The organism is Candidatus Eisenbacteria bacterium (assembly GCA_035712145.1).
Taxonomy (GTDB): Bacteria; Eisenbacteria; RBG-16-71-46; order RBG-16-71-46; family RBG-16-71-46; genus DASTBI01.
In genome coordinates, this window is the sequence record DASTBI010000158.1 from 68,993 (window position 1) to 83,399 (window position 14,407).

A 14,407-nucleotide genomic window follows, 5' to 3' on the forward strand; every position below is an offset into this window, starting at 1 on the left:
GTGATAACGCCTGACCCTGCCGGCGACTGAACCGGCAGGCGTGTCAGGCGTTATCGACCGAAATCAGACTGGGATTGAGTCTCGCGAAACCGCTGGGTCAGAACACCCAGGCGATGCCGACGCGGGCGCCCGCGCCGCTCATGTCCACGCTCTCGCGGATCGAGCCTCCCGATGGATCCTGAACATCACGCGAAAGGTCGGGTGCGCCGTTCCAGAAGACCTCTCCGTTGAGTCGGGCCTGTCGCGAAAGGGCCATCGACATGCCGCCCCAGCCCTGCCAGCCCCAGCCGACGAAGTTGCCGTCGAACCGCTCGCCGGTCTGGAAGTCTTCCGCGGAGAGGTGAAGGATCTCGACGCCGCCGGCGATGCCGAAGTAGGGCATCAAACCGCCGCGGCTCCCGCCGATCTCGAGCAAGCCCATGATCGGAATGAGATCCGACGACGAGCGCGCGAGGTCGCGCTTCACCGTGATGGTGGTGCCGCCCGGGCCGGGCTCTTCGCTCAAGATCTGCGAAGCGCTGTTGCCGCGGTGACGCCATTCGATCTGTCCGCCGAACTTGATGTTGGCGTCGGCCAGCACACCGCCGCGGAAGCCGAACACCATGCCGGGATGCTCCGAGCCGCCCACGTCCTGCACGCCGAAGTGGAGCTGCGAGAAGGACTCGGGACGGGACGGGCGCGCCGGACGGTAGTACTCGGGGGGCTCCTGATAGACCGGCCTGCCGTTGCGCGGACGGTACCGGACCCGGTACGCGTGCTCGGGTGGAGGTGGAGGCGCGAAGCCGCCGCCGCCCACCACGACGATGGGAAGAGCCAAAGGAGAGACTTCGGGTATGGGCGCGGCCGCGGCGATTCCGGCGACCGAGAGCCCCAGGAGCGCGACGAGCGCGGTGATGTGGTGCTTCATGGAATCCTCCGATGCGACCCGCAGTCAGGGGTCGCGGCCACGATGCGGCATGCCGCGTGCACGCCTCGTGCCGAGTGCGTCCAGCGCTGCATGGAGCGGAAATCCGAAGTCGTCCGTGGCTCGGATTGTTGCGGGTGCGCCGCACCGCGTGCTAGCGTGCCGCGCCCCTCCTCATGCTCATCCTGTCGAGTCTCGTACTGGCCTCCCTGCTTGCCAGCTCCGGTTCCAGCTCGGGTCCTACCCTGGCGGTCGAAGACACCATGCGAACCTCGGTCCCCGAGGTCCTGGTGCGGGCCCCTCGCGTCACCCTCGACGAGATCCTCGACCGGGTCGCGCGCGGCGAGGCGCGACGTGAATCGCTGATCACCGACCAGAGCTTCCAGGCCGGCATCCGGGTGATGCGGGAAGTCACGAACACGAAGAAGGAGCCCCGCCTGGTCGAGGAGACGGTGTGGCGCGTCTACCGCAAGGTCCCGGACAAGGTGCGCTCCATCCTGCTCCGCCGGCGCGAGCCGAAACCGTCCAAGACGGGCGCCCGGTCGAACGTCGACGTCGATTTTAGTCCTGGGATGGGCGAGGAGATCGTCAATTTCGCCTTTCGGCCGGACGCACGGGACACCTATCGCTATCACATCGTCGGCCGAGACCTGGTCGCGGGACATCTGATCTATCGCATCCAGTTCGAGCCCCGCTCCGCGCTCGACCCCTTCGCCCCGAGTGGTCTGGTATGGGTCGATACCAACGACTTCGTCATCGTGCGCGAGGAAGTGCGCTTCGAGCGATCGCCCGTGCCGTTGTTCATGAAGTCGATCGATCGCATGGTCGTAGAGCGCAAGCAGGAGAAAGGGCACTGGGTCCTGAGCCGCGTGCTGATCCGCGCCGAGTTCACCGTCCCGATTCCGACCTTCGGCCGCTCCTTCGACGTCGCCATGCTGTTCAGCGACTACAAGATCAACACCGGCCTGAACGATGCGCTGTTCCTTCCGGCATCCCGATGAGAGGCTCGCTCACCAGGCTGGTCGTGCTTGCCCTGCTCGGCATCCCGTGTGCCGGGGCCGCGCGCGCGCAAGGCACCCCGCCCGACACCACGGCGGCGAATCCCGACACCTCGTCCACGCCCGTGCCGGCCGCGACGCCCGCTCCACCGCCCGCGGAATCCGCGCCGCCCGACACCGGGCTCGGCGGCTACCTGCGCGGTCTCGCCGACTCGACCGACGTCTACTTCGGTCCCTCGTCGATTCCGGTCGACACGGTGGGCCTGGACAGCACGCTGGCCTTCCGGCTCGCCAATCCGGATCCGATGGGCGACATGCGCAAGGGACCCCGGCCGTCGTGGGCGCCCTGGTTCTCGTTCAACCGCGCGGACGGTCCGCTCTATGGCGGTGTGCTCACCCTGGGCCGGGCGGAGCGCCGCGGCGCGATCTCCGGCCGCGCGGGCTACGTGGTCGGTCCGAACGAGTGGCTGGGGGGTGGTTCCTACCGCAAGCGCTGGATCACGAACCGCGAAGGACGAGGCGTGGAGCACAGACGGCGCCGCCGCGGCGAATCGGCATGGACGCTCGAAGCGACGGTAGGACGCTTCACCACCGTGATCGACCCGGATGGCTCGATGTCATGGCAGCGCGTGCTGCGGGCGCTGGCGAACGGCAGCGACCGCCACCACTACTACCGCCGCGACGGGTATCTGACGCGGCTCGAGCGGGAGAGCTCGCGCTGGCGGTTCGGCATTCAGTTCCGCGATCAGCTCGAGTCCGCGCTGGCCACCACGACGACCTGGAACCTGCTCAGCAACGACCCCGAAATTCCATTCAATCTGCCGGCGGCGGAGGGCCGTGTGCGCGAGACCGCCCTCGACGCCACGGTCCGCATCCCGGGCACCGGCTGGCAGGCCGAGGCTCGCGTTCGGCTTGCGGGGGCCGCGCTGGCCAGCGATTTCGAATACCAGCGCTATACGTTCGTCACCGGCGGTGACATTGGGATCGGCCGCATCGCGACGATGGTCCCCCAGATCGGATATGGACGGCTCCAAGGGGACGCGATCCCGCAGGCGGCGTTCTACTTCGGCGGCCCACACTCGCTCCGTTCGCTGCCCACCAATTCGATGGCCGGAACTCGCGAGGCGTTCGGCAAGATCGATCTCATCTTCACGCCCGACCTGGGGCGGGCGCTGCACCTGCCGATTCCGAGCCTCGTCGTGCTGCAGGGCGGCCTGTTCACGGGATGCGGCACGGTGTGGGGAGCGAATCCCTACGGCGGGCCCCCGGGCCCGGGCGACGAGTTTCCCGAGCGGGAAGCGTGGCTCAGCGAAGTGGGCGTGTCGCTGATGTACCGGCCGGGATTGCCCGAGCCCCGCGGATTCCTGCGGGTCGACTACGCGTACGGTGTGGGCACGAATCCGGAGAACAAGCTGACCGTGCATTATTCCGTGCCGCTCGACATGCTCCGTCGTCTCGAGTAACGCGACTCATCCCGATCCTGACGCCCGGAATTGCGCAGTCACCAGGGCGGATGCCCTGGTGACTTCAGCGATCTGGAGCTGTCCGCTTCGTTACAGAATCCGGGTCTCGCGGTTGTGCTTCAGCCGGTAGATGCGGCGATTCTCCCCATTCTGCATGCGGCTGATGCGCCGGCGCTCGACGCGATCGAGACGCCCGTCGCGCATGGCGCGCCACTCCATCCGGTGAACGTGGCGCTGACCCGCGTGTAGCCGGGCCCATTCGCGCCGCGACAGATCCCGGGTCCTGAAGCCCTGCTGAATCCTCATGTGCTGCCGCCATTCGCGGCGATCGATCCTCGGTGCGGCCGAATGAGCGCTGGAGACGCTCGCGGCGAGCGTCGCCATCGCGAGCATGATCACGACGAGAGAGATGCGCTTCACGGAGAGCCTCCTGCTGCAATGGTGAGCTTCGGACAGTTGGAGCGCGAGGAGCCGCATTCGGGATTCCTCGAGGCGACATTCGGACCTGACCCGTTTGCGAAACCGAGGCTGTCCGAACCGCCCCTCACGCTTTCGCTCTTCCCTCACGCAGGGAGCGTGCCCCTCGGTCCCGCCGCGATTTACTGGGACTTACAGAAGACGAAGCCGCGCGGGCGCGATGCCGGTGTCCCTGAGGGTCCACCGCGTTCCGCTTCGGTGGCCCGCGAGGGTCAGCCGCGGATCAGAGCCGCCGCCAGAGCCGGCGCGCGCACTCGCGCGCGCGCGCGGCCACCTCGGATTCGTCCACGGTGACGAGCACGCCGCGATCCATGACGATGTCGCCGGACACCATCGCCCCCGACACCGCGGAGCGGCCCAGACAGGCTGCGAGATGCTCGAAGACCGTGGTCTGCTCGAGATCGGTCGCCGGGTAGTAGTCGACCAGGATCAGATCGGCGGGTGCGCCCGGCTCGATCACCCCGAGCCCCTCGCCGAAGACGTGTTCGGCCCATCGCGCGCCGCTGGTCATGACCTGGTGATAGTGGCGACGGGTGGTGCCCGGCCCTCCGGTTCGCTCGAGCGCGGGAGGCGAGTTCACGCCGGAGTCGCTGCCCCAGGCGACCATCGGTTCATGAGCGTGGGGGGCGCCCGGGCCTTCCACCGGAAGCGCCGGCGCGCGCTCGAGTCCACCTTGAAGGCCCGACCACGCATGCTCGACGTGCGCCCACAAGGACTGGCGCTCGATCCGGCGATCGAGCCAGCGTTCCGCTTGCGTCGCGCCCGCCAGCTCGACATGGACGCCGACGGAGGCCGCTGCATGGTCGTCCATGTCGTCGAGGAAGCGCGCGAGTCCGGCCGGTGTTCGTGCGCGCATTCCGAGCAGCGCCTGAACCCGGCCCTGGCGCTGGCGCCGCAGCTCGGCCACGAGCCCGAGCGATTCGTCGATGGCGGCGCGTCGCTGGTCGGCGGAGTCATCCTCGTCCGCCGCGTACGCGGTGGCCACGCGGACGCCGAGCTGGCGCGCGGCTTCGGCGACTTCGGAGAGCGAGAAGTCCACGAACGTGCCGGAGCGATGGAGATCGCACGTGGTGGTGATGCCGTGGCGCACCCCTTCGACGAGAGCGGCGCGGGCCGCGCAGCGCACGTCTTCGGGGGCGAGTGCGCGGTCGTAGCGCTCCCAGTCGGCGGGATGCTCGAGGCCGAGCCCGCGCGCCAGGTGCCGCGCGAGGTGAGCATGGCCGTTCACGAGCCCGGGCAGGAGGAGCCGTCCGCCCGCCGGCCACACGGTCTCCTCGGGGAAGGCCGAAGCCAGCGGTCCGATGGGTCCGACCTGGGCGATGTGGGACCCGGCGACCCGGACGCCGCCGTCCGCGATGATGCGCGGCTCGAGACCCCCGCTCACGACGAGGGCGGGGCCGATGATCACGGTCGTGGGCTCAGGAGGACGCCTCCTTGCGATGAGCTCGCCCGCATCCTTGCGGGACGAAGGGCTCAAACTGTCAAAGCGCCTTCGTCCTGTCAAGAATGACGAGGCCATTGACCTTGCCGACTCGTCGGTCCTAATTTCGGAAAACAATGCTCTTCCACTCCGAGCTTCCTCTGCTCGAGGCGGTGGAGATCGCGGATCCGCTGGCCGCAGTCCGAGCGCTTTCGCATCTTCCCTATCCTTTCCTCCTCCACTCGTCGATGCCGGACGAGCGGGCGCGCTGGTCTTATTTCGGAGCCGACCCGTTTGCCGTCTTCGCCGGTGAGGACTACGTCAACGCGCAGTCCCTGTGGCGAACGCTCTCGCGGCGCGTGATCGGCAGCGATCCGCCGCCGACCTCGGTGCCGTTCACCGGTGGCGTGGTCGGCTACTGGGCATACGACTTCGCGCGGCGTCTCGAACGGCTGCCGAGCATCGCTCGAGACGATCTGGGCCTTCCCGATTCGCTGATCGCTTTCTATGACGTGATCGGCGCCTACGATCACAACTCTCGCCAGGCGTGGCTCTTCTCCAGCGGATTGCCCCTCGACGAGGAGCTGCGGTCCAGCCGCGCGCAGCAGCGTCTCGATCTCTTCCTCCGGCTGCTCCAGGTCGGACGGCGACAGCCTCCGCGGCTCCCGCGGCACGAGCAGCTGGTGACGATGCCTTCCACGTTCCAGCCCGACGACTACCGGCGCGCGGTGGAGCGCGTGAAGGAGTCGATTCGACGGGGCGACATCTACCAGGCCAATCTCTCCCAACGCTGGACCTGCGCGTTCGATTCCGCCGATCCCGGCGCGCTCGCGCTCGCGCTCGCCGATGCGCTGTCGTTCCATTCGCCGGCGCCGCACGGAGCGCTCTTCTCGGCGCCCGACCATGCGATCGCATCGGCCAGCCCCGAGCGCTTCCTCGAGCTGCGCGGGCGGCAGGTGGAGACGCGCCCGATCAAGGGAACCCGGCCTCGCTCCACCGATGCCGCGGAGGACCAGGCGCTGCGCCAGGCCCTGATCGAGAGCGCCAAGGACCGGGCCGAGAACGTGATGATCGTGGACGTGCTGCGCAACGATCTCGGTCGCGTGTGCGAAACCGGCAGCGTCAACACCACGGGACTCTGCGATCTCGTGTCGCTGGCCCAGGTCTTTCATCTCGTGTCCACCGTGCAGGGAACGCTGCGCGAAGGGCTCGACGCCTTCGATCTGCTGCACGGCTGCTTCCCGGGCGGCTCGATCACCGGCGCCCCGAAGATTCGCGCGATGGAGATCCTGGAGGAGCTGGAGCCGGTCCGTCGCCACATCTACACCGGGAGCCTCGGCTACATCGACTGGCGCGGCGACGCCGACTGGAACATCGCCATCCGCACGGCGCTCGTGACGCCTCGGGCCGTGCACATCTCGGCGGGCGGAGGAATCACCGCCGACTCGGATCCCGACGAGGAGTTCCGCGAGACGCTGCACAAGTCCGAAGGTCTGGTCCGCGCGCTCGAGTCCGTCCTGGGGCCGCTCGCCATCGCGCCATCGATGGCGACCATGCCTTGAGCGTGGACGTCCGGCGCCGAGCGCCAAAGGCGCTCGACCGGATGGTGTGGATCGACGGCGAGATCCGGCGCGGCGAGGACGCGGTGCTCTCGGTGTTCGACCGCGGCGCGCGGGACGGCGAAGGCCTGTTCGAGACCGTGCGGATCTATGACGGCCAGCCGTTCCAGTGGAAGCGGCATCTCGAGCGCCTCGTCGTGTCGGCGGCCGAGCTCCGGTTCCCCGTCCCGCCCTCTCCACGAGTCCTGCGCGATGGCCTCGCCGAGCTCCTGCGGCGCGCCGGGCTGACCGATGCCGCCGCCCGCATCACGGTGACCCGCGGCATCCCGGGCGGCGGCGGCAAGCGAACGCGGACCGGATCATGGATCGAGGCCGAGAACCTCGCAGCGCGACTGTGGCGCGCGCATCGCTCGGGCGCTCGTCTCGTCTACTCCCGCCGACCTTTCGAGCCAGGCCCCCTCGGTCGCCACAAGACCACGAGCCGGCTCGCCTATCACCTGGCGCGCGAGGAAGCACGGGCCGCGCGCGCCGACGAGGCCCTGCTCGTGTCCGCTTCCGGAGCGGTCCTCGAAGGCTCCGTGAGCACGCTGTTCGTGGTCGATCGCGGGGTGGTTCGCACGCCCCCGCTCGCGCTCGGCATCCTGCCCGGCATTGCCCGCGCCACCGTGCTCGAGCTCTGTGCCGAGCTCGGCCTCGTGGCCGAGGAGTCGCGGCTCACGCCACGGGACCTCGATCGCGCCGACGAGATCTTCCTGACCAACTCCATTCAGGAAGTCGTGCCGGTCGCGGTTCTCGAAGGCCGGTCCGCCCCGCTCGGCGATGAAGTCGTTGCGCGGATCAGGGCCGCCTACTCCGCGGCCGTGGCTCGCGAGATCGAGCGTGGCGCGTTGCCCCCAACCGTGGCGTGAATTCACCCTGCCCACGCGCCGAAAACCCTGATAGCTCCCAGGATGGACGCACCGGCGCGTTCTCCTTCCGGGTTCCAGACCGTGGCACGAGCGATGCACAAGAAATACAGAGAATTCTGGAAACCCGGGCCCGCATCGGAAAAGAGGCAGGAGAAGTGACGATGGCATCGGTCCAGAACGGCGGCCTGAAGATCCCAACCGGGAACGTGAAGGGCGGGAGGCTGGAGCTTCTGGTCCCCCACATCCTGAGGGGACAGCTCCTGCGCCCTGGCTTCGTGCGGCTCAGCCTCCGCCTCGGGGTGGCCCAGCAGATGCCCGCTTGGGCGAAGCTCCAGTTCACGAACGCCGGAGTCAGCCCCGAAGATCTCGCCCGTGTGCTGGGGCGGATCGGTAGCCTCGGCTCGTGGGTCGATGAGTGGGAGGCGCTCGGCCGCGCCCACGAGCAGGGCGCCCAGGATGCGCTCGCTCTGGGCCGGACCGCGGAGGCTTCGCGGCGCTTCATCTCCGCTTCGGCCGCATACAACTTCGGCCAGTACGTCATCTTCCTCGACATCAACCGCAAGCGCGCGCTGCACGCCGCATGCGTCCGCGCGTACGCGCAGGCGGCGCCTCTCATGGACCCGCCCGCGAGGCCTTTCGAGGTGCTCTTCCGCCGTCAGCTGATGCGCGGGTACGTGCGGGTTCCGAAGGGAATCCGCCCCGCTCCCGTCGTCGTGGCCTTCAACGGAACCAACGCGGTCAAGGAAGAGCTCCACTGGTGGGGCGAGAGCATGCTGGAGCGCGGGCTCGCCGTGGTCACCTTCGACGGGCCAGGGCTCGGCCGCACGTGGAACCGGCTCTCGATGGTGGCCGAGCCGCGGCCGGTGGGTGTGGCCATTCTCGACCATATCGAGACCTGGCCGGAGCTCGATGCCGGCGCCATCGGTTGCATGGGCCTGAGCCTGGGCGGATACCTCGCGATTCGGATGGCATCGCATGATCCACGCATCAAGGCGGTCGCCGCGGTCAGCCCGCCCTACTCCGCGGACATCTACTGGAACGTGACGCTCTCCAGCATGCGGCGTGAGCTGGCCGCGCTCTACAACCTCGCGGAGCGGGAGATGGGGGCGGCGATCGAGCGCATCACGCTCGCCGGCATCCTGCAGAACCTCAGGCAGCCGATGTTCCTCGCCGCCGGCGGGCACGACCTGGTCACGCCCGGCACCGAGGCGTGGCGGATCTTCGAAGACGCTTGCTGCGAACGCGAGATCGTGTATTACCCGCGCGGCGCGCACGACTGCTTCAACGTCGTCACCGACCTGCGGCCGCGCGTCGTGTCATGGCTGGCCCGCAAGCTCGAGCGGCACCGTCGAGTGAGGCATCCCATGGAGGCCCTCCCTCCGAGCGGGTGTATTGCGGCCGAGGCGGTCGACATCGACTTCGCCGAAGCCCTGGAGGGAGACGTCCCTCGCCCCATCTGGACGGCAACGACCCGCGATCAGGCCTCCGATCCCGTCCGCTGGTCCTGGCCCTGGGGGACGAGGCCCAGAAGCCCGCTCGAGCTCATTCACCGCGTCGCGGCGCCCACACACCCCGCATCGGACGTGGATTCCGAGTCCTAGAAGGCCGGTCAGCCATTCCCTCGCGACTTTTCTGACGAGCGGGGGGTGGTCCTGAGACTGAGGATCATCAAGACGTTAGGGGTTTCAAAACCCCCGAATCCGGTCACCGGACCGCGCTCCGCCGCACCCTTCCAGGGATAAGTCTTGAATTGCCAGTCGGTTCTCACGTAAATTCCGCGTCAAGCAAAGGTCAGAGAGAGAGAAAGATGGTCCGTCCCTTCCACCAGGCTCTTGGGCGCGGCCTCTCTCAAGTCTTTCATCTCAGGGAAAGGGGGTCGTCGCTCACTTCCTAGACCATGCCCTCTGCCGCAGGGCGACCGTTTCTGTGCTCGGGGTGTCGATCGGGTGGAAACGGAGAAGTAGAACCGCCTCCCGGCGAGACCAAAGGGCTCGGCGGTCACAGGCGTCACCTCGCTCATCAGTGCCCTGATTCACAACCCTTCGGGACTGGCCCCGAAGGATCATGGAGGTGCGCAGATGCAGTTTCGTATGAAAGCGCTTCTCGTCACCCTGCTCTTCGGGCTGGCAGGCGCGGCGGAATTCATGCTCAGCACCGCGTCAGCCGACGTGGTCGTCCGTTCGCGGATGGAGCAGGAACTTCGTGTTCGCGCCGCCAAGCTGCGTCCCCGAACGAGCGCCGGCTCCGATCCCGACACCGTCTGGATCGGCCACGTGAACACCGTTCAGCCTGGTGTTCCGGGGACGCCGGGCGGATACGGTCCATTCAAGATCGGGCGCGGGCCCCACAGACTCACGAACGGGGCTCTCGGCTCGGCGACGGACTTCAACGGCACGTGGGACTTCGACCACTTCCAAGGCGGAGAGACCGACTCTCTGATGGGCTGGTGGCCGATCCAGGCGCCGTTCGGTTCGGTCGGACCGACGAACTTCGACGACAACATTCGCCCCTGGTTCTCGCTGGACTACGGCAACCAGGGCAACTACGTCATCCCGCAGGGTTCCCCCAAGCGGACCTTCGGCGTCATCGGCTACTGGCATCGTGACGTCGGCAGCGCCTCGTCACCTCTGCCGGCTGGCGACGCAGTTCCCGGACCCAATCCCGAGTGGACTCCGATCGCGGGAACGGCATCCGCGTGGTGCGGTCTGCGGTCCGAGGGTGACAACAGCGTCATCGACCCGATCACTGGAAACCCGATCAATGGTCTTCTGGTCTCCTTCCAGGGCAACAACAGCGGCCGGCAGATCTCGGCGCAGCGGAGCCAGGGCACCGACAACAACTTCCCGGGCTACGGTTCGCAGTGGGACCAGATGCTCTACCGCGACGTCGCCTTCGGGGCGAACGCCAGCGGCAACGTCACGGTCACTTTCAAGTACACGACGAACATGAGCACCGGCTCGCAGGGCGACCATGCCTCGCAGGCCGGGTGGTTCGACAAGGACCCGCTCAAGACGCCGGTGATCGGTGACGGCAACTACCGGAGCCGCAACCTGGCGAACCTGGTGGACTCGTTCATGGTGTACGTGGGCGCCCCGGTCGACGAGGCGAACTGCCTCCGCTCGGACGGCTCGATCGCTCCGGTGTACGACCTCCAGCGCCGTTGGTTCTCCGAGGTGGTGAAGATCAACGCTCCGGGAACCTCCTATCGTGAACTCGTGAGCGTGGCCGGTTCCCAGGGCACGCCCGCGGCTCCGATCACCGCGAACATCGTCCTCACCCAGGCGCAGGTCAACTCGATCCTGGATGCCGACGGCGGAGCGGGGAACGGCGGTCGCCTGCGTCTGGTGTTCCGCGTCAAGACCAACCGCGGCTCGGACGACGAAAACCAGGGCAACACGCCGAACGAAGGCACCAACAACGCGGCGGGTGGCTTCAGCTCGCTGACCCGCGGCGCGGCCATCATCGACGACGTCTCGGTGTCCGGCGGCGGCGCAACGGCGCTGACCAACGGCTTCGAATCCGTCAACGACGTGGACAACAACACGGGTGTCGCGGCGACGCTGGCATGGAAGTCGACCGGCAAGCCTCCGGGCGCGTGGTTCCACACGCACCGCATCAACGAGCCCGGCTCGCCTCTGCCATTCGAAGATCCGTGCGGCGCGGTGACCGCGGCGGTTCGCTTCTGCAATGCGACCGGCGCCGTGCTGTCTCCGGGTAATCACGACGACGCCGACAAGACCGGCGGTCTCTACGGCGGCAACACCCAGGATCAGCAGAAGTACATCGTCTCGCCGACGATCAACCTCAAATCCAACGGGGTCGGGGACTACAACGGAATGGGGATCGATGCCGAGATCGCCAACCGTGTGCCTCAGCTCTGGGGCGAGTACCTGCACAACGTCTACAACTACGATCTGACGGCAAACGGCTTCCGCTTCGGCTGGCAGAGCTGGCCGGCAACCCAGGCGAACGGGCAGAAGGTCTGGGGCTGCATGGTCAAGAGCATCTTCTTCAGCAGCTGGAGTGATCGTGGCTGCTACGAAGAACTGCTCGTGGATCCGTTGGTCGATCAGCTCGTCGTCACCAGCAACCCGAGCGGCGTTCCGGACTCGTTCCGGGTGTACATCGAGTCGATGTCGCGCTGCTACTCGTTGCAGGGCACGGTGACGGCTCTGGCCTGCTCGCCGACCTCCGGCGCCAACGCCGGCGGCTACTTCGACAATCTGGCGATCGCCTTCGTCACGGCGCCGCCTCCTCCGGCTCTGGCCGCGACCTTCTCGAATCAGTTCCAGGACTGCTTCCCGGTCAACTCCCAGAACAAGCCGGTGAACACGTTCGGAGTGGGTTACGACACGCTGGCGGCCCGCCTCCAGACCGGCTACAACGTCGCTCCGCAGACCGGGAGCAGCTCGGTCACCGGCAACAACGCGCGCGAGAACATCTCGGGTGACTCGGCGCTGGCAGGCGGAGCGGGGGCCAACGTCCGCATGGACCTGGTCTTCCGCATCCTCCCGGGTCCCGGCAACTACGTGACCATCGGCAACCGGTCGTCCGGCATCGCTCGGCGTCCGGATCAGGCGCCCAGAGTCGCGGCAAGCGCCGGTGACGTGGGAGCGGCGATTCCTTCGGCCAGCAAGTTCTGGGGCGCTTACATCGCCGACAACGGCGGGTTCGGAACCGGCGGCAACGGCGCGACCGGACCTGGCCACGCCGGCGCGGTGGGCAACTGGGACTGGAACAAGTGGAACAGCGCGCGGATGGACACCGTCGAGACCAACTTCTTCCCCACCAGTCTCCTCGATCCCACCGCGAGCACCAATCTCACGCCCGGCGTGTGGATGACGATGTACCACGAGTCGGATCCGAAGTACGCGACGCTCGGCATCAACAAGAACCGGTGCTTCATCAACACCGGAGCCCAGAGCAACAAGGCCGACAACATCAACTGCGGCAACCTCGGCGGCGGCAATCCCTATCCGCCGTCGGCCTACGCGGTGGGTGGCGTGCCGGTCGCCGGCTCGGGTCTGCCCGCGTCCGAGAACGGCCTGGCCATCGGCCACACGTTCGAATACACGAAGATCCTTCCGGACGGCATCTTCACGCCCGGGACGGAGATTCAGTACTTCTATCGCAAGTCGATCCTCGGCGATCCCGTCTCTCAGTTCGAGATGTCGCCGGATACCAACTACATCTTCCCGCAGAACACCGAGACGTTCGGCTACTTCGACTTCCACCGCTGGCGCGAGGTTCGCGTTCTTCCGGATCGCTGGAAGGACGGAGCCTGGGGCACCGGCGGACAGGGAATGGCGTGCATGCTCGTGCTCGATCTGGGCGAGCGGCGCGGCGACCTTGGAATCTGGATAGCCACGGCGGACTCGATGGGCATGACGGCTTCGACCAAGCGCGGCGCTCACAACGGCTGGCGCGCACGTCCCGACCAGGACTGGGCGGGCGTGAACGTGGGCAGTGACGACTCGATCTGCCGCCGCGACAACGGCGGACAGCCGGGAACGATCTTCGACGTCTATTCGACGATCGCCGGCGAGTCGAACATTCCCTCGGGTCGTCCCGGCAGCCGCGGCGCCAACCGGAACACCGCCGGCGGAAGCCTCACGACCGGCAAGTGGTCGACGCACGGACCGAGCGAAGACATGGTGAAGAACTACCGCATGCTCGTCCTGCTGGCGGCGGATATCGGTGATCAGGCCCTCGGCCCGATTCCCGATCAGACCGACGCCGACATCGGCCTCTTCCAGAGCTTCCTGTCGCTGCCCGGTGGTTCGGCCCAGCCGCGCGGATTCATCGCCCAGGGTATGCGTCTCGGTGAGCTGATGAGCGTGTACCACGGCACTTTCATGAGCTCGTTCCTCAGGGCGACGCTCCGGAACGGCGATTACCGCCTGTTCTCGGGCAACGCGTCCAATGTCGCAGACGTCATCGTGCAGCCTCCCGTCACGTCAGGCGGAAGCCCCTACACGTTCGGTCTGTCGAGCTTCTGCTTCATCAACAACGACGTCTTCAACGTGCAGGTGGCTGCCCCCGCGGGGCAGGTCGGCGCGTACCATGAGAACGTCGGCGCCGGCGCCCCGTACGTGGCGTCGGTGTACGCTCCGGCATCCGGCGGAGCGCGACCGTTCAAGACCCTCTACAACGGCTGGACCATGGGTCTGTTCGGCGGCATGGGAACGGAGACGTCGCTGCTCAACGTCGGAACCCGGAAGTACTTCTACGACGCGCTCACCAGCGCGTTCGGAGACCTGCTCTGCACGCCGTCGGGTAGCCCGGTGGGCGTGGGTGACGGCAACGGGACCGGCAAGACGTTCGTGAACTTCATGAACCTGAAGTCGTCCAACCCGATGCGCTCCGGTGAAGCCCGGATCGCGTTCGGCCTGGAGAAGACGGAACGCATCCAGCTGCGGGTCTTCGACGTCACCGGTCGTCTGGTCAAGACGGTGGCTGACAGGACCTTCCAGGCTGGTCAGCAGCACGTCGTGGTCTGGGACGGGACGAACGACGCAGGTCAGAAGGTCAGTCACGGTGTGTACTTCTATCAGCTGAAGTCGAATAGCTGGACGAGCCAGAAGAAGCTGGCGGTTCTCGCCAACTAGCTCGTAGTCGCACCACAGCGTGGCGGGCGGGGAGCGATCCCCGCCCGCCTTCGCTTTACGTCCCGCCCGG

At 67.4% G+C, this 14,407-nt stretch carries 9 protein-coding genes; 6 read left to right on the forward strand and 3 right to left on the reverse strand.

All coding sequences use genetic code 11. The features are described from left to right. Positions 1-97: 97 nt before the first annotated feature. A complete protein-coding gene (locus VFQ05_10065; protein ID HET9327107.1) occupies positions 98-907 on the reverse strand; it encodes a hypothetical protein in 810 nt (269 codons plus the stop codon). Between the two features lie 260 nt (positions 908-1,167). On the opposite strand from VFQ05_10065, the gene VFQ05_10070 reads away from it, so the two are divergent. Next, positions 1,168-1,905 (forward strand): hypothetical protein, encoded by a 738-nt coding sequence (locus VFQ05_10070; GenBank protein ID HET9327108.1) that lies wholly within the window; start codon positions 1,168-1,170, stop codon positions 1,903-1,905. Further along, on the forward strand, positions 1,902-3,365 hold the full coding sequence (locus VFQ05_10075; GenBank protein HET9327109.1) for a hypothetical protein: 1,464 nt from the start codon (positions 1,902-1,904) through the stop codon (positions 3,363-3,365). Before VFQ05_10070 ends, VFQ05_10075 begins: the two co-directional genes overlap by 4 nt. A 90-nt stretch (positions 3,366-3,455) precedes the next feature. On the opposite strand, the gene VFQ05_10080 is transcribed toward VFQ05_10075, so the two are convergent. Then, complete coding sequence (locus tag VFQ05_10080; GenBank protein ID HET9327110.1) at positions 3,456-3,785, reverse strand: hypothetical protein; 330 nt, start codon at positions 3,783-3,785, stop codon at positions 3,456-3,458. A gap of 280 nt (positions 3,786-4,065) precedes the next feature. Beyond that, a complete protein-coding gene (locus VFQ05_10085; GenBank protein ID HET9327111.1) occupies positions 4,066-5,250 on the reverse strand; it encodes an amidohydrolase family protein in 1,185 nt (394 codons plus the stop codon). Between the two features lie 149 nt (positions 5,251-5,399). Between VFQ05_10085 and VFQ05_10090 the strand changes: the two genes are divergently transcribed. The 4 genes from VFQ05_10090 to VFQ05_10105 all read left to right on the forward strand — a co-directional run bounded on the left by VFQ05_10090 (position 5,400) and on the right by VFQ05_10105 (position 14,337). Then, positions 5,400-6,824: an anthranilate synthase component I family protein gene (locus tag VFQ05_10090; GenBank protein HET9327112.1), complete on the forward strand. Its 1,425-nt coding sequence runs from the start codon at positions 5,400-5,402 to the stop codon at positions 6,822-6,824. A 2-nt stretch (positions 6,825-6,826) separates the two neighbouring features. Then, a complete protein-coding gene (locus VFQ05_10095; protein ID HET9327113.1) occupies positions 6,827-7,729 on the forward strand; it encodes an aminotransferase class IV in 903 nt (300 codons plus the stop codon). Between the two features lie 161 nt (positions 7,730-7,890). After that, complete coding sequence (locus VFQ05_10100; GenBank protein HET9327114.1) at positions 7,891-9,330, forward strand: alpha/beta hydrolase; 1,440 nt, start codon at positions 7,891-7,893, stop codon at positions 9,328-9,330. A 477-nt stretch (positions 9,331-9,807) separates the two neighbouring features. Next, entirely contained in the window at positions 9,808-14,337 is a 4,530-nt protein-coding gene (locus tag VFQ05_10105; GenBank protein HET9327115.1) for a FlgD immunoglobulin-like domain containing protein, read from the forward strand. Positions 14,338-14,407: the final 70 nt, after the last annotated feature.